This is a genomic window from Ensifer sp. 4252, from assembly GCF_050434565.1.
GTDB lineage: Bacteria > Pseudomonadota > Alphaproteobacteria > Rhizobiales > Rhizobiaceae > Ensifer.
The window spans coordinates 1-17,871 of record NZ_JBNDIU010000001.1; the positions used below are offsets into that span (position 1 = coordinate 1).

The following is a 17,871-nucleotide window of genomic DNA, read 5'->3' on the forward strand; positions in this document are numbered from 1 at the left end:
GCAAGTGCGCCCTTCGTCTATCGGTTAGGACACCAGATTTTCATTCTGGGAAGAGGGGTTCGACTCCCCTAGGGCGTGCCACTGTGACCCTCCCCCCAGCACATTCGCCACTGATTTAACGCCGATTGCGTGATCCATGCTCGCCTCAGTGTCGGCTACGGGCGCGGTGTTTTTAACCCGTGATTTTTCCAGCATTTTTCACAGAAAAACTTCGAAAATCCTGACATTAGCGCTTGCAGCCGGCAAAAGCGCTGACTATAAGACGCCCACACAGCAAGTGCGCCCTTCGTCTATCGGTTAGGACACCAGATTTTCATTCTGGGAAGAGGGGTTCGACTCCCCTAGGGCGTGCCACTGTGTCAATTCCGTCAATATCGCAAGCTCCCATCTCGCTTACGCTGCGCGCGACGAGAGGCGTTTCTGATACGCCGAGGATCGAGCGGTCGTCAGCGCATTTTTTCCATTGCTTTTTAACAGAAAAGCACAAGAATCCGCAGATGTGCACTTGCCGCCTTCAAGCCCACTGGCTGCAAGGCGCCCACGCAGCGAGTGCGCCCATCGTCTAGCGGTTAGGACGCCGCCCTCTCACGGCGGCAACACGGGTTCGAGTCCCGTTGGGCGTGCCATTAAAGAGTTTAGCCCACGATACCAAATCTCTGATTTGGGTACGCTTTGGTGCGCACTGCGCCTCGCCATGTATCCCTGTCAAACAGCCTTGGCCGCGTCACTGACGCGCAGCTGTACGCGGCGCTGGCCTTGCCAAAGATCGGCTGAAACCGAACCCGCGACATGGATCGACGCGCCGCGGCTGGCGAACAGGAAATCTCCGAGCGGCGTCTCCACGGCCCGAAAGGCAATGCCGTCGAGGCGGCTGCCGTCCTGCCCTTCGAGGGTCACCTTGATGTGGTTGGCTCCAACCTGGCGGCAGTCGCGCAACCGATGCAGCGGGAAGGCGAAGACCGGCTGCGGATGAGCGGAGCCGTATGGCCCGGCCTGCTCCAGCAGATCGATTAGTTCCAATGTTGCGCCGGACGCGCCCAGCGCGCCATCGACTTTCAGCGTCTGTACCGCAACAAGGTCACGCACGGCCGCTTCGGCCTTCTCCTCGAAGAATTGCCGCAACCGGCCGAGGTTTGACCGCTCGACCGTCAGGCCTGCGGCCATGGCGTGGCCGCCGCCTTTCACCAGCAATCCTCCGTCAACGGCGGCACGAACCATCTTTCCCATGTCGAAACCGGCGATTGACCGGCCGGATCCGGTGCCTCGACCATTCGGATCGAAGGCAATGGCGAAGGTCGGACGGCGGAACTTCTCTTTTATTCTCGCTGCGATCAGCCCGACGATGCCGGGGTGCCAGTTTTCCCGCGCCGTCACGATGACGGAGGCGCCCTCACCCGTGCCGTATTCGGCCAGGACCTCGGCTTCAGCCTCGGCCAGCATCGCGGCCTCCATCGCCTGCCGCTCGCGGTTGAGCTCGTCGAGCCGTGCTGCGATCGTTTCTGCGGCTGCATTGTCGTTCATCGTCAGCAGCCGGCTGCCGAGTGCAGCGTCGCCGATGCGCCCGCCGGCATTGATGCGTGGCCCGACGAGAAACCCGAGATGATACGGCGTCACCGGGCCGCCGATCGCCGCCTTGCGCAACAAAGCCGACAGCCCGACATTGCCCATGTGTCGAGCGGCAATCAGCCCCTTGACGACATAGGCGCGATTGAGCCCCTTCAGTGGCACAACATCACAAACGGTTGCAAGAGCAACGAGATCGAGCTGCGCGAGCAGATCGAAAGACGCGACGCGCGCGTCACCGGCGACACGCAGCACCCGCACCGCATTGACGAGAACGAGATAGACGACGCCAGCCGCGCAAAGGTGTCCCTGGCCGGAGAGATCGTCCTCGCGGTTGGGATTGACGAGCGCATGGCATGGCGGCAGCGAAGAGCCGACCTGGTGATGGTCAATGACAACAACGTCGATGCCGCGCTTTGCTGCCACGTCTAGCGCCTCGTGGCTCGTCGAGCCGCAGTCGACGGTGACGATGAGCTTGGCCCCGTTATCGATCAACTGTTCGATCGCCTGCGGGTTGGGCCCATATCCCTCGAAGATACGGTCAGGGATGTAGATTTCGGCCTCGAGCCCGAAATGCATGAGGAACCGCGCCATCAGCGCCGAGGATGCGGCGCCATCGACGTCGTAGTCGCCGAAGACCACCACCTTCTCGCGCCTGGATATTGCCAGCGACAGGCGCTCGGCGGCCTTACGGCAGTCGGTCATGGTATCGGGATCCGGCATTAGCGAGCGAAGCGTCGGGTCGAGGAAGGTCGCGGAATCGTCGAGCGAAACGCCACGGCCGGCCAGCACCCGGCCAATGAGATCGGAATAGCCATGGACCTGGCTGATCGCCAGCGCCCGGTTCTGGCCGGCCTGGTCGAGGCGCGAGACCCAGCGTTGACCGCTGATCGACCGTTCCACGCCGAGGAAAGCTCGCTGTATCGGATCTACCGGTTCTTCCATGCTGCCACCTGCCCATAATCTTTTCGTTCTTACTGCATGATTCCTTAAATCGGATCCGCTTTGAGGATAAAATCATGCAGCAAGTTTAAAGTGCTACAGCGTCCTTTGCGCGTCATGTTCGACGCGCGGCGCTGTAGCGAACAATGCGCACACGCAAAACCCGGCATGAAAAAGGCCCCTCCGACGCCAATGGTCGATGGGGCCCTTTCTTAACAGTTTTGCGCCTGGAACTAGGCTGCCTTCGGCCGCTCGATGCGGATCACCTGTGGCTCTCCGACCAGATAGCCCTCGCTCTTGATCGCGACGATCGCATCGCGCACCGAATGCTCGGCGGTCGCGTGCGTCACCAGGATGATCGTCTGCGGCTCGTCCGATTCCTGCGGGTGTTTGGAATGCTGCATGATCGATTCCAGCGAGATACCGTTTTCGGCCATGCGCGAAGCAATGCTTGCAAAGACACCGGTGCGATCGACAACCTTCAGGCGGATGAAGTAACCGCCTTCGTGGCTCTGGATCTGCGCGCGTTTATAGGGGAGCAGCGCATTGGTCGGACGACCGAATGCCGGCACGTGCTGTGCGCCAGGACGGCTCTTGGCGATATCGGCGACGTCGCCGAGAACGGCGGACGCCGTCGCGTTGCCGCCGGCACCGGGGCCGACCATCAGCAGCTCGCCGAGAATATCGGATTCGATCGCGACCGCGTTGGTGACGCCATCGACCTGGGCGATCACCGAATCATAGGGAACCATCGTCGGATGCACGCGCTGTTCGATACCGCTTTCAGTGCGCTGGGCGACACCGAGAAGCTTGATCCGGTATCCGAGATCGGCAGCCGCATGGATATCTTCGATGGAGATATTGGTGATGCCCTCAAGATAGATGTCGTCGGCAGCGATCGCCGTACCGAAGGCAAGGCTCGTCAGGATCGACAGCTTGTGGGCGGTATCGTTGCCTTCGATGTCAAAGGCCGGGTCCGCTTCGGCGTAGCCGAGCCTCTGCGCCTCCTTCAGGCACGCTTCGAAGGAAAGCTCTTCCTTTTCCATCTTCGTCAGAATGTAATTGCAGGTGCCGTTCATGATCCCGTAGACGCGCGAGATCGTGTTACCGGTCATGGATTCGCGCAGCGCCTTGATTACCGGGATACCGCCGGCAACGGCCGCTTCGTAGTTGAGCAGCGCGCCCTTCTTCTCGGCAATCCCTGCAAGCTCGATGCCGTGCGCGGCCAGCAACGCCTTGTTTGCGGTGACGACATGGATACCACGATCGAGCGCCGTCTTGACCGAAGCGTAGGCCGGATCACCGGAACCACCCATCAATTCGATGAAGACATCGATATCGGCATTGGCAGCGAGCGAGACGGCATCGTCGAACCAGGTCGCCTTGGAAAGATCGACGCCGCGATCCCTGGATCGGTCGCGCGCCGTCACGGCTGTAATTTCGATCGCCCTGCCACATGTCGTTGCCAGCATCTCGTGACGATCCTGGAGGATTCGCACGAGCGAGGCACCGACGGTACCCAAGCCCGCAATGCCAATTTTGAGGGCATCTGCCATAGCCATTTCCTAACATGTGAGGGTGTCCCGCCAGAACGGCGGGGCCGTTGTGGTAGGGGCGCGCGCCTGGCACGCCCCCGTCTTTTACCGATGCGCGTTGAGCGAGATGACGTTGTGCATCGTCTCGTCAGCCGTGGACAGGAACTTCTTGATATTGCGGGCCGCTTGGCGAATCCGGTGCTCGTTCTCAACGAGTGCGAGACGCACATAGTCGTCCCCCTGCTCGCCGAAGCCGATACCCGGCGCAACGGCCACATCGGCCTTCTCGACGAGCAGCTTGGAGAATTCGAGGGATCCGAGATGACGGAACTTCTCGGGGATCTTTGCCCAGGCAAACATCGTGGCGGCCGGCGGCGGCACGTCGAAGCCGGCCTTGCCGAAGCTTTCGACCATCACGTCGCGACGGCGCTTGTAGATGTTGCGGACTTCGGCGATGTCGCTGCCGTCACCATTGAGCGCCTGGGTGGCGGCAACCTGGATCGGCGTGAAGGCACCATAGTCGAGGTAGGACTTTACGCGCGTCAGTGCCGCGATCAGCCGCTCGTTGCCGACGGCAAAGCCCATGCGCCAGCCCGGCATCGAGAAGGTCTTCGACATTGAAGTGAACTCGACCGTGCAGTCGATCGCACCCGGAACTTCCAGGACCGATGGCGGCGGCGCGTCGTTGAAGTAGATCTCCGAATAGGCCAGATCCGAGAGCACGATGATGTCGTGCTTCTTCGCGAAAGCAATCACTTCCTTGTAGAAGTCGAGCGTCGCAACCTGCGCCGTCGGGTTCGACGGATAGTTGAGGATCAGCGCCAGCGGCTTCGGGATTGAATGGCGAACGGCGCGCTCCAGCGGTCCGAAGAATGTGTCGTCGGGCTCGACCGAGATCGAGCGGATGACGCCACCGGCCATCAGGAAGCCGAAGGCATGGATCGGATAGGTCGGGTTGGGGCAAAGGATCACGTCGCCCGGCGCGGTGATCGCCTGCGCCATATTGGCGAAGCCTTCCTTGGAGCCAAGGGTGGCGACGACCTGCGTGTCCGGGTTCAATTTGACACCGAAGCGACGGGCGTAATAGGCGGCCTGGGCACGACGCAGCCCGGGAATGCCCTTCGACGACGAATAACGATGCGTGCGCGGGTCCTGAACGGCCTCGCAGAGCTTGTCGACAATCGACTGTGGAGTGGGAAGATCCGGATTGCCCATGCCGAGGTCGATGATGTCAGCACCGGCCGCTCGCGCGCTTGCTTTCAAACGGTTGACCTGTTCGAAAACATAAGGCGGCAAACGCCGGACTTTGTGAAACTCTTCCATCTCCAAACCTCGTTTGGCGCACGTATCCGCCAGCGGTTGGCCGTCGCGAAAACATGCGCTTTGGTGAACGGCCGTCACTGCGGCCATTGAACGCTTTGCGTCCAAATCACCTGAAACGCAAGTGCTAATTCGTGATCTGTTTCAGCGTGTCGGAGCCGTGACCTTCGGCAAGCGCACGCATTTCCTTCATGCGACGCTGATACTCCGCTTCGGAGATGGAACCGGATTTGCGCGCGGCACCGAGCGCGGACAGCCGTGCCTGCATATCGGCGGCTTCCTCATTGGTCATCTGCTGCGTTGCCGCAGGCTTCTGACCGTAAACGGAGGGATAATTTTCGAAATCGGTCTTCTGGCTGTTGCAGCCCGCAAGTATGCCGAGGAGAATGATCCCGGCAACCCAGGTGATGGAGCGCTGTTTTCCGACGGCGAGCATACTGGCAAAGACCTCTGTTTTCGTGGCGCGACGATGCGCTAGCCCTTGTAATCATTTTCGGGCAGAATGTAAAAATACAAAACAAACAAGATGCTGTGGAGGAAACCGGGTGACAGCAGACAGGAATGCCGAAGGCCACGCCGGCAAGGACGGCTTTGCTGGCTTCGACCCGAAGTCCGTTGAACCCTACATCGTCAAGGATCCCGAAAGCCTCGCGGTCAACCTTGCCCGCGCGATGGAACAGCTTGGCAAGGCGGCTTCTGCCTGGCTTGCGCCGCGCGAAACCGGCGAAAAATCCGACGTCTTCTCCGAACCCGTCACCGACATGGTCAAGACCCTCTCCAGGGTTTCCGAGTATTGGCTCTCCGATCCGCGCCGGACGCTCGAAGCCCAGACCCATCTCATGGGCAGCTTCTTCGAGATGTGGTCTCGAACCCTGCATCGCATGTCCGGCGATATTGCCGCGACCGATCCTGCCAGCCTGCAGCGCACCGACAAGCGCTTCGCCGACGAAGACTGGGTGAAAAACCCGTTCTTCGATTTCGTCCGCCAGGCCTATTTCATCACGTCGGACTGGGCCGACAAAATGGTGCGCGACGCCGAAGGCCTCGACGATCACACCAAGCACAAGGCGGCCTTTTACGTCAGGCAAATCTCAAGTGCGCTGTCGCCTACTAATTTCGTCACCACCAATCCGCAGCTCTACCGGGAGACGGTGGCAACCAGTGGCGCCAATCTGGTCAAGGGCATGCAGATGTTTGCCGAGGACGTGGCTGCCGGACGCGGCGACCTCAGGCTGCGCCAGACCGATACCAGCAAGTTCGCAATTGGCGAGAACATAGCCATCACCCCCGGCAAGGTCATCGCACAGAGCGACGTCTGCCAGGTCATCCAGTACGAAGCTTCGACGGAAACGGTGCTCAAGCGTCCGCTGCTGATCTGCCCACCCTGGATCAACAAATTCTACGTGCTCGACCTCAATCCGCAGAAATCCTTCATCAAGTGGGCCGTCGACCAGGGGCACACGGTCTTTGTCATCTCCTGGGTCAACCCGGACGAGCGGCATGCGGCCAAGGATTGGGAAGCCTATGCGCGCGAAGGCATCGGCTTTGCGCTCGACACCGTCGAGCAGTCGACCGGCGAACGGGACGTCAATGCCATCGGCTATTGCGTCGGCGGGACGCTTTTAGCCGCGACGCTTGCGCTTCATGCTGCCGAAGGCGACGAACGCATCCGCTCGGCAACGCTGTTTACCACCCAGGTCGATTTCACCCACGCCGGCGATCTCAAGGTCTTCGTCGACGAAGACCAGATCAGCCAGATGGAAGTGAACATGCGGGTCACCGGTTATCTCGACGGCTCGAAGATGGCGACCGCGTTCAACATGCTGCGCGCCTCCGAGCTGATCTGGCCCTACTTCGTCAACAACTACCTCAAGGGCCAGGAGCCCCTGCCCTTTGACCTGCTCTACTGGAATTCCGATTCGACTCGGATGCCGGCGGCCAACCACTCTTTCTACCTGCGCAACTGCTACCTGGAGAACCGCCTGTCTAAGGGGGAAATGGTGCTGGCCGGCAAGCAGGTATCGCTCGGCGACGTCAAGATCCCGATCTACAACCTCGCCACCAAGGAAGACCATATCGCACCGCCGCGCTCCGTTTTCCTCGGCAGTTCCTCCTTCGGCGGCAAGGTCACGTATGTGCTTTCCGGCTCCGGCCACATCGCCGGCGTCGTCAACCCGCCGGACAAGGGCAAGTACCAGTTCTGGACCGGCGGACCGCCAAAGGGCGACTTCGACGACTGGGTCAAGACGGCCGCGGAAACCCCCGGATCCTGGTGGCCGCACTGGCATCAGTGGATCGAAAAGCTGGACAAGAAGCGCGTGCCTGCGCGCAAGCCTGGCGGCACGCTCAATACGCTGGAAGAGGCACCCGGCTCCTACGTGCGCGCCCGCGCCTGACGAAAGCAAAGTTTCTACCGTGATTTTTGATCGGCCACTCCTGCCCGCGACGCTCGTGCAGCGTTACAAGCGTTTTCTGTTCGACGCCCACCTCGCCGACGGTACGGCATTGACCGGCTCATGCCCCAACACCGGCTCGATGCGCGGGTTGACGACACCGGGTTCGCGCATCTGGATGTCGGAGCATGACAGCCCGACGCGCAAGTACCGGCGGATGCTAGAAATCGTCGAAGCCGATGATACACTCGTCGGCATCAATACCGGCCTGCCCAACCGTCTGGCGGAAGAAGCCATTCGGCTCGAACTTGTCGCCGACCTTCATCTCTACGAGAGCCTCGCTCGGGAGCAGAAATACGGGCGCAATTCGCGAATCGACATTCTCCTGAGCGACAGCGTGCGCGGGCGTGCCTATGTCGAAGTTAAGAATGTGCATTTCAGCCGCAAGCCTAGCGTGGCCGAATTTCCCGACAGTCCAACCGCACGCGGCGCCAAGCACCTCGAAGAACTGGGCGACATGGTTGAGGCCGGCCATCGCGCGATCATGGTCTACCTCGTGCAACGCAGCGATTGTGACAGCTTGAGAATCTGCCGCGACTACGATCCCGTCTATGCAGCCGCCTTCGATCGCGCCATGGGCCGCGGCGTCGAGGCCTATGCGGTGAAGTGCATGGTATCGCCTGTTGAGATCGCACCCATCGGCTTGATCGCGATCGATGAGGCAGGTGCCAACGCAGTTCGCAACTCCGCCTGAGTTGTCGTTTTGGCCGATGCTGCATCACCAATCCGACGCGACCTGCAACATTCTACGGATAGGCGCAGACATTGATCCGCGTTAGGCTTGCCGATCTGCTCGGGGAAGACCGAGGCCGCGAAATGATGTGCGCTGCGCCCTATATCAGTGCCTCATGGCGCGCGGCAGTGGACGAAGCCGCCCCTGCTGCATTATGAAATTCGACAGGAAACAACTGAAAGTTCTGGAATGGTGACTTACATCGAGGCAGGGTCTGCGCCCTACAAGAACACTGGCGTCATCCGCCTCTACGGACCGGAAGGGTTCGAAGGCATGCGCAAGGCCTGTCAGGTGACGGCGCGCTGCCTCGACGAGTTGGTGTCGCGGGTTCGGCCCGGCGTGACGACCGAAGAGATCGATCGCTTCGTCTTCGAATTCGGCATGGACAACGGCGCGCTTCCGGCGACGCTGAACTACCGCGGTTACACCAAATCCTCGTGCACCTCGATCAACCATGTGGTCTGTCACGGCATCCCTAACGACAAGCCGCTTCGCGACGGCGATATCGTCAACATCGACGTCACCTATGTAATCGATGGCTGGCACGGCGATTCCAGCCGCATGTATCCGGTCGGCGAGATCAAGCGCGCCGCCGAGCGGCTGCTTGATGTGACGCATGAATGCCTGATGCGCGGCATTGCCGCTGTGCGTCCCGGCGCGCGCACCGGCGCGATCGGCGAAGCGATCCAGGCCCATGCCGAAGCGGAACGGTGCTCGGTCGTGCGCGACTTCTGCGGACACGGCGTCGGTCGGCTTTTCCACGACGCCCCCAACATCCTGCATTATGGCCGCGCCAACGAAGGACCGGAACTGCGCGAAGGCATGATCTTCACCATCGAGCCGATGATCAATCTCGGTCGCCCGCATGTGAAGGTTCTGGCGGACGGCTGGACCGCGGTCACCCGTGACCGTTCTCTCTCGGCGCAATACGAACATACGGTCGGCGTCGCGGCTGATGGCTGCGAGATCTTTACCCTTTCGCCGGCCGGCCTCTTCAAGCCGAGCATGAGCACAATGGGCGCTGCATGAAGAAAAACGCCCGTTCATCCGCAGGCGATGCGACGCAGCCGGCGGATGAACGATCGTTTTTTTCTGATCTCCTGCCGCAGGCTCCATCGTCTTCGCACACGGAAGCCGCGACCACCGAGGCGCATTACCTTGGCCATCGTGACCGACTTCGCACCCGGTATCGCGAGCACGGCGACGCCGCGCTTGCCGACTACGAAATCCTGGAAATGCTCTTGTTTCGGCTGATCCCGCGCAAGGATACCAAGCCGATTGCAAAGGCGCTGCTGACGCGCTTCGGCACGCTTGCCGGCGTGTTCGGCGCACCGCTCGCCTTGCTGCAGGAGATCAAGGGCGTCGGCGAATCGGTCGCGCTCGATCTGAAGCTCGTCGCCACCATCGGTCACCGGACGCTGAAGAGCGACCTGCGCAAGAAGCACATCCTCTCATCCTGGTCGGCGGTGATCGAATATTGTCACGCGGCGATGGCCTACGAGACCAAGGAGCAATTCCGGATCTTGTTCCTCGACAAGCGCAATACGCTGATCGCCGACGAGGTCCAACAGACCGGCACGATCGATCACACCCCGGTCTATCCGCGCGAGGTCGTCAAGCGTGCGCTCGAACTGTCTGCGACCGCCATCATCCTTGCGCACAATCATCCTTCAGGCGATCCGACGCCATCGCGGGCGGATATCGACATGACCAAGCTGATCGTCGAGACGGCTAAGCCGCTCGGCATCGCCGTGCACGATCACATCATCATCGGCAAGGACGGCCATGTCAGCCTCAAAGGGCTGCGCCTGTTCTAGCCGCGCGACCGACTTTCACAGCCATCTGGCGCGGCGGAAGAAGCGAAAGAGCGTCAGGCAGAGCCCGATGATCACCGCCAGCACGACGAAGTAGCCGTAGCGGAACTTAAGTTCGGGCATATCGTCGAAATTCATCCCATAGATTCCCGCGATTGCCGTCGGCACCGCCAGAATGGCCGCCCAGGAAGCCAGCTTGCGCGAAATCTCCGTCTGCTCCGACTGCCCCATCATCAGGCTCGCTTCGAAGGTAAAGGCCAGAACCTCGCGCAGCGCATCGATATCTTCCTGCACGCGGCGAACATGGTCAGTCACGTCGCGAAACAGCGGCTGCAGCGCCGCCTCCATGCCGGGCAAATCGATATGTTCGTGCCGACGGCACACGTCGACCAGCGGTACGGCCGCATTTCGAAGCCGGAGCAGGTTGCGCCGAAGCAGGTAAAGCCGTTCGATATCCTCCTTCTCCAGACGTTGGCGAAGCAGGCGATCCTCGAGCCGTTCGACCTCTTCGTGAATGGCCTCAATCACCGGCATGTAGTTGTCGACGATGAAATCCAGGATCGAATAGAGGATGTAGTTCTCACCATGAGCAAGGGCGGCGGGTGACGCTTCGCATCGCTGCCGCACGGCCATGTAGGAGGTCGAAGCACCGTGGCGGACGGAGATGACGTAGCCGCGCCCGACGAAGAGATGCGTTTCGCCAAAGGCGATTTCGTCCCCCACCATATGCGCGGTGCGGGCAACGACGAAAATCGAATCGCCATAGATTTCCAGCTTCGGGCGCTGATGCGCCTTGCAGGCGTCCTCGATCGCCAGGTCATGCAGATCGAACTCCCGCTGCACCTGCCGAAGCAACGCGGCATCCGGTTCGTGTAGACCGATCCAGATAACGGCGTTGGGCCGACTACGCCATTTGCCCGCGTCCTCTACGTGGATGTCCTGGATGCGCAGACCGTTTTCGTAGACTGCAGCGGCGATCACGCCTTGCCGTTCTTCCGCGTGCGGCGCTTCCGTCGTGTGTGTCTCACCCAGTCTTGCGTCATTCGTCAGGTCCAGCGCCACAGAAGACCTCCCATGCCCGTATGAAATCCATGGACCGGTATGCCATTGGGCCGTCAAGCATACGCGTATTTCTTCATATTCGCACCCAACAGGTTTCAAACACGAAAACCACTTCATCAAACCGTGCGATTGACGATATAGACACAGGCGAGCGAGACTTTTCGCAGCGCACAACGATTCTTCCTATTTTACGGAAATGCCCATGAACCAGTTCGATCTCATCGTCGTCGGAAGCGGCCCCGCCGGCCGCCGAGGCGCCATCCAGGCCGCCAAGCTCGGCAAGAAGGTTCTCGTCATCGAACAGGGCAAACGCGTCGGCGGCGTTTCCGTGCACACCGGCACCATTCCCTCGAAGACACTGCGCGAAACGGCACTCAATCTTTCGGGCTGGCGCGAGCGTGGCTTTTACGGGCGGTCCTACCGCGTCAAGGAAGAGATCAGCGCCGACGACCTGCGCCAACGGCTGATCATCACCCTCAATCACGAAGTCGAAGTTCTCGAACATCAGTTTGCCCGCAACCGGGTGCAGCAGATGCGCGGCAAGGCGAGCTTCGTCGATCCGACGACGCTCGAAGTCGTCAAGGACGACGGCGAGACTTTACTGGTTTCAGGCACCAGCATCATGCTTGCCGTCGGCACCAAGCCCTTCCGCCCGGACTATATGCCGTTCGACGGCAAGACCGTACTCGACAGCGACGAACTGCTCGATATCGGCGAACTGCCGCGCTCGCTCGTGGTCATTGGTGCCGGCGTCGTCGGCATCGAGTATGCGACGATCTTTAGCGCGCTCGACACGCAGGTGACGGTGATCGACCCGAAAACGACGATGCTCGACTTCATCGACAAGGAGATCGTCGAGGATTTCATCTACCAGCTGCGCGACCGCAACATGAAGCTGCATCTCGGGCAGAAGGCCGATAAGGTCGAACGGCTCGACAATGGTAAGGTGTTGCTGACGCTCGACAACGGCCGCAGGATCACGAGCGATATGGTGCTCTTTGCCGCCGGCCGCATGGGCGCTACCGACACGCTCAACCTGCCCGCTGCCGGGCTCGAAGCCGACAGCCGCGGGCGACTGAAGGTCAATCCCGAAACCTTCCAGACCTCCGTGCCGAACATCTATGCCGCCGGTGACGTTGTCGGCTTTCCGAGCCTTGCCTCGACCTCGATGGAACAGGGCCGCATTGCGGCTCGTGTTGCCGTTGGCGCGATCGCGATGGAACCACAGAAATATTTCCCCTACGGCATCTACGCGGTGCCGGAAATCTCTACCTGCGGACTTTCGGAAGAAGAGGTCAAGGATCGCGGCATTCCCTATGAATGCGGCATGGCTCGCTTCCGCGAGACCTCGCGCGGCCACATCATGGGCCTCGATTCCGGGCTGTTGAAGATGATCTTCTCTTTGAAGACGCGGCGCTTGCTCGGCGTGCACATCATCGGCGAAGGCGCGACCGAACTCGTTCACATCGGCCAGGCCGTCCTGAACCTGAAGGGCACTGTCGAGTATTTCGTCGAAAATACCTTCAACTACCCGACGCTTGCCGAAGCCTACAAGATCGCCGGGCTCGACGCTTGGAACCGCATGGGCGAGATCAAGCCGACAGCGTGAAATTCCGCGAGGCCGGTCTCACCGACCTCGAACAAAGCGCCGAGAATCAGGTAGCGTCGCCATCCTGACCGTCTCACGGCCGCGCGCTTGAACACAGAAGCAAGCGATCGGCCCTGGATCTTTGCTTTTCACGCACTGCCGGAGGGAGCCGCGCATCTCCCGGCGGCTATTCCGGCGAGCGTTTGACCATGACACTACGCATCCTTTCCCTGAACGTATGGGGCGGCAAGCTGCATGCGCCGCTGATGCGGTACCTCGTTGAAGTCGATGCAGACGTTCTGTGCCTGCAGGAAGTCGTGCGATCTCCAGGAACGACCTCCGACTGGCTGGTCTATCGGGATCGCGATGTCGAGCTGCCGCAGCGTGCCAATCTTTTCGACGAAATCTGCACAGCCCTGCCAGACCATGACGGCTATTTCTGCCCAACGGCCAGAGGCGAGCTTTCCGACGGCGACCGCAGCATCCACTCCGAATTCGGATTGGCGACATTCGTCCGAAAGTCATGCCCGATCATCGGCCAGGCGCTCGACTTCGTCCATGGAAGCTTTTCGCCCAATGGCTGGGGCGAGCACCCGCGCGCTCGCAATGCTCATTGCCTCCGCCTCTTCAACTATGAGGACGGCTTTTCGATAACCATTGCGCAGGTGCATGGCTTGCGGGATACCAACGGCAAGGGCGACACACCGGAACGGCAGAAGCAGGCGGATGCACTTGTCCAGCTTATCGGCCGGGTCTGGCCCAGGAACGAGAGGCTGATCGTCTGCGGCGATTTCAATGTCCTGCCGGATAGCACCACCGTTGCAGCACTCGGCACTCTCGGCCTGTCCGATCTCGTCACCGGCCGCGGCCACACTGATACCCGCACGTCGTACTATGGAAAACCGGGACGTTTTGCCGACTACATGCTGGCGACGCCGGATGTCGACGTCATTGGTTTCGACGTCGTCGAACAGCCTGAAGTCTCGGATCACCGAGCTTTGCTGCTGGATCTCCAGTAGAGAAAACCGCGTCTCCGCCGTCGCGCACCCAAGCATCTGCACAACGGAAAAGGCCCTGCCGTAAAACGGCAGGGCCTTTGATTTTCAGGCAATCGAAGAAGCGATTATTCGGCGCTGTCGTCAGCAGCCTTTTTCTTGGCAGGAGCCTTCTTCTTCGGAGCAGCAGCTTCTTCGCCTTCAGCGGCGTCAGCCTTGGCAGCGGCCTTCTTCTTGGCCGGAGCCTTCTTGGCAGCCTTGCCTTCGGTTTCTTCGTCGTCAGCCGTCAGCTCTTCCTTGGAAACCGTCTTGTCGGTTACCGAGATTTCGGAGAGCAGGTGATCGACAACCTTTTCTTCGAACAGCGGAGCGCGCAACGAAGCGGCGGCGCCGGGGGTGTTCTTGAAGTAGTCGAGGATCTGCTTTTCCTGGCCCGGGAACTGGCGAAGCTGTTCGAACAGCGAACGCTGCAGTTCGTCGTCGCTGACCTGAACGCCGGCCTTTTCGCCGATTTCCGAGAGAACGAGGCCGAGACGAACGCGGCGCTCAGCGAGCTTGCGGTATTCGGCGCGCGCTTCTTGTTCGGTGGTTTCTTCGTCAGCGAAGGTCTTGCCGGCCTGCTGCAGGTCGGTGTTGATCTGGCGCCAGATGTTTTCGAATTCGGCTTCGACGAGGCGCTCCGGCGTGTCGAACTGGTACAGTTCGTCGAGCTGGTCGAGGATCTGACGCTTCACCTTCTGGCGGGTCAGCGAGCCGTACTGGCTCTCGATCTGGCCGCGAACGATTTCCTTCAGCTTGTCAGCCGATTCGAGACCGAGCTTGGTGGCCAGTTCGTCGTTGATTTCGATGTCCTGGGCCGAAGCAACTTCCTTGACGGTGATGTCGAAGGTGGCTTCCTTGCCAGCGAGGTTCGCTGCCGGGTAATCGGCCGGGAACGTCACGGTGATGGTCTTTTCGTCGCCAGCCTTGACGCCGACGAGTTGCTCTTCGAAGCCCGGGATGAAGCGGTTGGAGCCGAGAACGAGTTCTGCATCTTCGTCCTTGCCGCCGTCGAAGGCTTCGCCGTCAACCTTGCCGAGATAGTCGATGGTGACGCGGTCGCCGTTGGCGGCCTTGCCCTTCTTCGATTCGTAGGTGCGGGCGCTTTCGGCGATACGCAGGATCTGCTCGTTGACTTCGTCTTCGGCGATCTCGACGACTTCGCGCGTCACCTTGATGCCGCTGACGTCCTTGAGTTCGATCGCCGGGATGATTTCGTAAGCGACGGTGAACTCGAGGTCAGCCTCGGCGTTGAGGATCTTGTCGGCTTCGGACTCGTCCTCGGTCATCGCGATTTCCGGCTGGGTCGCCGACTTCTCGCCGCGGCCCGAAAGGATCTCGGTCGGCTTTTCACGGACGATCTCGTTGACGAGATCTGCCATGATCGACTTGCCGTAGACCTTCTTGAGATGCGCGAACGGCACCTTGCCCGGCCGGAAGCCGTTGATCTTCACACGGTCCTTCACTTCGGCCAGGCGCTCGTTCATACGAGCTTCCATGTCCTTGGCCGGGATAACGACCTTGAGTTCGCGCTTCAGCCCTTGAGCGAGCGTTTCGATAACCTGCATGTTCAAACCTTCATTTCACGTTGACTGTGCTCTTCCCCTTGAAAAGGTCTGGCGAGCACGTGAGCCGATCCATTTGCCGGGAGTGGCTTTACGCAGTTCCGTAACCGTTTTGCAAGCAAAATGGCACTCCAGCCCCCTTCATCATAGCAGAATCCGGACTTTTGGCGCGATGCTTATCTTGGTGCGGGTAGAGAGACTTGAACTCCCACGCCTTGCGGCACCAGAACCTAAATCTGGCGTGTCTACCAATTTCACCATACCCGCGTTCAGACAATCGCACCGCCTGATCGTATTCCCGCAAGACCAACCAACGGAAATACCGCAGATAGAATGGGCATGCTGAGGTTCAGGGCTTTCCCGAGCGCGGCGTCTCTATATCACTCGTTTTCGCGGGATCAAAGGGAAAATGCGGTTACCCACGACAGATCGATCCGATCCCGCCGCAAGCCGTCAATAGAGCGTCTCCTCGTAAACCGGCGTGCCCTCGACGGCGATCTGCCTTATCTGCGCCCGCCCGGCATCATTGATGCGAACGTTGACCGAAAGTGCCTCGGCATTGCGTGCTTGCTCCAACACCCGGCCCTCGCCCTCCGGAACATAGAATCGCTCGATGCCATAGACGACATTGATCGGTGACGGGTTTTCGCTCGACGAGGGGTAATAGGTGAAGGGTTGCGACTGTAGAATGACGCTGTCATCCGTCGGCGCAAGTGGCTTGAAGGACGCCTGCGCCGCACCCCAGAAGCCATCGGATTGTTTGGCAAGACGCACGAAGACCGTCGCTTCCTCCGGCGCCGTCGGCAATCCGTCCTTGAAAAGCGCCGGCGGCAGCCAGGAGATGTCATAGCTCAGGATGACATAGTCGCCACGCAGCAGATCTCTGGGGTCGACCGGTACCGTCTTCAGCAGGACTTCCCGGCCGTTGCGCAGGATCGATGCCCGACTTTCGACCATGTAGCCGAGCGCTGCGGTCTGCAGGACGGCCGCAATCAGCGCGGCGATGAGCGGCGGCAACCATGTTCTTCTTTGTGTTACACCGGTCACGGCGACACCTCCTCGCGTCGCGTCCGCATCAGCCGTCCTTCGATCCGGATCACCAGCCAGGCGATCGCCGCCACCAGCAGGCCGGAAATCAGGAAGAAGCCAGACGTTCCGAGCATGGAGCCGAGCGTCTCGAACGCGAGATAGAGAAGCTCGCCGGCAAAGGCAGCATAACCGAGATAACGCACCGCTCCGTTCTGTGCGCCGGCAAGCGCGATCCCAAGCAGAGCGACGACAAGCACGGCCGCACCTGCGGCTACCTCACTGTTCAAACCGTCCGCTTCGAACTGCAGCACCGAGAAACCGATGAGCGCCAGGGCGAAGGAATAGAACGCGGGCGCTGAGCCCGCTTCAAGCGCCACGGGGCGAAGCGGCGAACCCGGCATGGCTGCTGCGAGGAAGGCAACAATACCGCCGCCTGCCAGCGCGCCGGCAAAACCCAAGGACGAGTTCTCGATATAGAGCCAGATCAGCCACCCCATGACCAAGAGATAGGCGAGGTGCCGCGCACGACCTGCATCCGTCACGCGCACCAGGATGACCACGAGGACGGCGAGCGCCGGAACGAGCCAGGTTTGCCATTCGGCGATATCGCCAAGGTCGCCTTCGGACAACAATGTCAGAAAGTAGGCCCAGGCCAGCCCGCCGCACACCGTCGTGACGGCTGCCGATCTGAAGGCGAGCGCCGTCACGCAGGCTCCGGCGATCCACAGCAGCATCGCATCGGCTGCATCGCCCGAGAGATGATACATCTGCCCGACGAGCGCGATCCCTGCGCCGAACGACATCGCCGCCAGCACCAGCGCCGCCGCGGCCAGACCGCCATTGCCTCGCCGTAGAAGCAATGCACCGGCAAAATGAAAGCCCCAGATCAGGGCGACGATACCAATCAGGCGGGCAAGACGTGGCAGTGCCTCCCAGTTGGCCGCCACGAGCAGCAGGATCGAGGCCGACAGCAGCAAGGCGGCGAGCACCAGCAGAACACGCCCCGCCCGAAAGGTGGAATCGCGACCATCATACTCAGCAAGCATCTGCCGCGCGGAAGCCTCCGGCAGAAGCCCCATGCCGACCCAATGCTTGAAATCCCTTTCGAGACGCCCGCGATACATGCTGCCTCACCTCCTGCGACGGTCCGCCCTTGAAGACATAACCCGAGATGCTCACCTAATCACGCAATGGCAGAAAAACACAACCATTCGATCGCTCACACCACGGGTG

General features: G+C 60.6%; 14 protein-coding genes and 4 tRNA genes. 9 read left to right on the top strand and 9 right to left on the bottom strand.

Annotation, left to right across the window (positions count from 1 at the left end; genetic code table 11):
- Positions 1–6: 6 nt before the first annotated feature.
- The 3 genes from ABIE33_RS00005 to ABIE33_RS00015 all read left to right on the top strand — a co-directional run bounded on the left by ABIE33_RS00005 (position 7) and on the right by ABIE33_RS00015 (position 626).
- A tRNA-Glu gene (locus ABIE33_RS00005) sits at positions 7–81 on the top strand.
- A gap of 198 nt (positions 82–279) precedes the next feature.
- Positions 280–354: transfer RNA gene (locus tag ABIE33_RS00010), tRNA-Glu, on the top strand.
- Positions 355–551: 197 nt separating this feature from the next.
- Positions 552–626, top strand: a tRNA-Glu gene (locus ABIE33_RS00015).
- 79 nt (positions 627–705) lie between these two features.
- On the opposite strand, the gene recJ is transcribed toward ABIE33_RS00015, so the two are convergent.
- From recJ to ABIE33_RS00035, 4 genes are all read right to left on the bottom strand, one after another.
- Complete coding sequence (gene recJ, locus ABIE33_RS00020) at positions 706–2,508, bottom strand: single-stranded-DNA-specific exonuclease RecJ (RefSeq protein ID WP_429119848.1); 1,803 nt, start codon at positions 2,506–2,508, stop codon at positions 706–708.
- A 230-nt stretch (positions 2,509–2,738) separates the two neighbouring features.
- On the bottom strand, positions 2,739–4,061 hold the full coding sequence (locus ABIE33_RS00025) for a homoserine dehydrogenase (protein WP_429119851.1): 1,323 nt from the start codon (positions 4,059–4,061) through the stop codon (positions 2,739–2,741).
- 84 nt (positions 4,062–4,145) lie between these two features.
- Complete coding sequence (locus ABIE33_RS00030; protein ID WP_429119854.1) at positions 4,146–5,363, bottom strand: LL-diaminopimelate aminotransferase; 1,218 nt, start codon at positions 5,361–5,363, stop codon at positions 4,146–4,148.
- 124 nt (positions 5,364–5,487) lie between these two features.
- Complete coding sequence (locus ABIE33_RS00035; protein ID WP_429119857.1) at positions 5,488–5,796, bottom strand: SHOCT domain-containing protein; 309 nt, start codon at positions 5,794–5,796, stop codon at positions 5,488–5,490.
- Between the two features lie 109 nt (positions 5,797–5,905).
- Here ABIE33_RS00035 and phaC point away from each other — a divergent pair, with 109 nt between their 5' ends.
- The 4 genes from phaC to radC all read left to right on the top strand — a co-directional run bounded on the left by phaC (position 5,906) and on the right by radC (position 10,363).
- The gene (gene phaC / locus ABIE33_RS00040; protein ID WP_429119860.1) at positions 5,906–7,756 is read left to right on the top strand and encodes a poly(3-hydroxyalkanoate) polymerase subunit PhaC; all 1,851 of its coding nucleotides are present in this window, start codon (positions 5,906–5,908) and stop codon (positions 7,754–7,756) included.
- A 19-nt stretch (positions 7,757–7,775) separates the two neighbouring features.
- Entirely contained in the window at positions 7,776–8,507 is a 732-nt protein-coding gene (gene sfsA / locus ABIE33_RS00045; RefSeq protein ID WP_429119863.1) for a DNA/RNA nuclease SfsA, read from the top strand.
- A gap of 228 nt (positions 8,508–8,735) precedes the next feature.
- Positions 8,736–9,575, top strand: coding sequence for a type I methionyl aminopeptidase (gene map / locus ABIE33_RS00050; RefSeq protein WP_429119866.1), 840 nt, complete (start codon positions 8,736–8,738; stop codon positions 9,573–9,575).
- Positions 9,572–10,363 (top strand): RadC family protein, encoded by a 792-nt coding sequence (gene radC, locus ABIE33_RS00055; RefSeq protein ID WP_429119869.1) that lies wholly within the window; start codon positions 9,572–9,574, stop codon positions 10,361–10,363. The genes map and radC overlap by 4 nt, the downstream gene beginning before the upstream one ends.
- Before the next feature lie 15 nt (positions 10,364–10,378).
- On the opposite strand, the gene ABIE33_RS00060 is transcribed toward radC, so the two are convergent.
- Entirely contained in the window at positions 10,379–11,410 is a 1,032-nt protein-coding gene (locus tag ABIE33_RS00060) for a magnesium and cobalt transport protein CorA (RefSeq protein ID WP_429123006.1), read from the bottom strand.
- Positions 11,411–11,624: 214 nt separating this feature from the next.
- Here ABIE33_RS00060 and sthA point away from each other — a divergent pair, with 214 nt between their 5' ends.
- Positions 11,625–13,031 carry a Si-specific NAD(P)(+) transhydrogenase gene (gene sthA, locus ABIE33_RS00065; RefSeq protein ID WP_429119871.1) on the top strand — a complete coding sequence of 469 codons (1,407 nt, stop codon included), beginning with the start codon at positions 11,625–11,627 and terminating at the stop codon, positions 13,029–13,031.
- A gap of 188 nt (positions 13,032–13,219) precedes the next feature.
- On the top strand, positions 13,220–14,029 hold the full coding sequence (locus ABIE33_RS00070) for an endonuclease/exonuclease/phosphatase family protein (RefSeq protein ID WP_429119874.1): 810 nt from the start codon (positions 13,220–13,222) through the stop codon (positions 14,027–14,029).
- 104 nt (positions 14,030–14,133) lie between these two features.
- Here ABIE33_RS00070 and tig read toward each other — a convergent pair whose 3' ends face one another.
- From tig to ABIE33_RS00090, 4 genes are all read right to left on the bottom strand, one after another.
- Positions 14,134–15,612: a trigger factor gene (tig, locus tag ABIE33_RS00075; RefSeq protein WP_429119877.1), complete on the bottom strand. Its 1,479-nt coding sequence runs from the start codon at positions 15,610–15,612 to the stop codon at positions 14,134–14,136.
- 179 nt (positions 15,613–15,791) lie between these two features.
- Positions 15,792–15,876: transfer RNA gene (locus tag ABIE33_RS00080), tRNA-Leu, on the bottom strand.
- Between the two features lie 186 nt (positions 15,877–16,062).
- Entirely contained in the window at positions 16,063–16,656 is a 594-nt protein-coding gene (locus ABIE33_RS00085) for a GDYXXLXY domain-containing protein (protein WP_429119880.1), read from the bottom strand.
- The gene (locus ABIE33_RS00090) at positions 16,653–17,762 is read right to left on the bottom strand and encodes a DUF2157 domain-containing protein (protein WP_429119883.1); all 1,110 of its coding nucleotides are present in this window, start codon (positions 17,760–17,762) and stop codon (positions 16,653–16,655) included. The genes ABIE33_RS00085 and ABIE33_RS00090 overlap by 4 nt, the downstream gene beginning before the upstream one ends.
- Between the last annotated feature and the right edge of the window lie 109 nt (positions 17,763–17,871).

Excerpts from the sequence above, each read along its gene's own strand:
- ABIE33_RS00090 (WP_429119883.1), bottom strand. The coding sequence starts at position 17,762 with ATGTATCGCGGGCGTCTCGAAAGGGATTTCAAGCATTGGGTCGGCATG.
- tig (WP_429119877.1), bottom strand. The coding sequence starts at position 15,612 with ATGCAGGTTATCGAAACGCTCGCTCAAGGGCTGAAGCGCGAACTCAAG.
- ABIE33_RS00030 (WP_429119854.1), bottom strand. The coding sequence starts at position 5,363 with ATGGAAGAGTTTCACAAAGTCCGGCGTTTGCCGCCTTATGTTTTCGAA.
- ABIE33_RS00025 (WP_429119851.1), bottom strand. The coding sequence starts at position 4,061 with ATGGCAGATGCCCTCAAAATTGGCATTGCGGGCTTGGGTACCGTCGGT.
- map (WP_429119866.1), top strand. The coding sequence starts at position 8,736 with ATGGTGACTTACATCGAGGCAGGGTCTGCGCCCTACAAGAACACTGGC.
- sthA (WP_429119871.1), top strand. The coding sequence starts at position 11,625 with ATGAACCAGTTCGATCTCATCGTCGTCGGAAGCGGCCCCGCCGGCCGC.
- ABIE33_RS00070 (WP_429119874.1), top strand. The coding sequence starts at position 13,220 with ATGACACTACGCATCCTTTCCCTGAACGTATGGGGCGGCAAGCTGCAT.
- recJ (WP_429119848.1), bottom strand. The coding sequence starts at position 2,508 with ATGGAAGAACCGGTAGATCCGATACAGCGAGCTTTCCTCGGCGTGGAA.
- ABIE33_RS00035 (WP_429119857.1), bottom strand. The coding sequence starts at position 5,796 with ATGCTCGCCGTCGGAAAACAGCGCTCCATCACCTGGGTTGCCGGGATC.
- radC (WP_429119869.1), top strand. The coding sequence starts at position 9,572 with ATGAAGAAAAACGCCCGTTCATCCGCAGGCGATGCGACGCAGCCGGCG.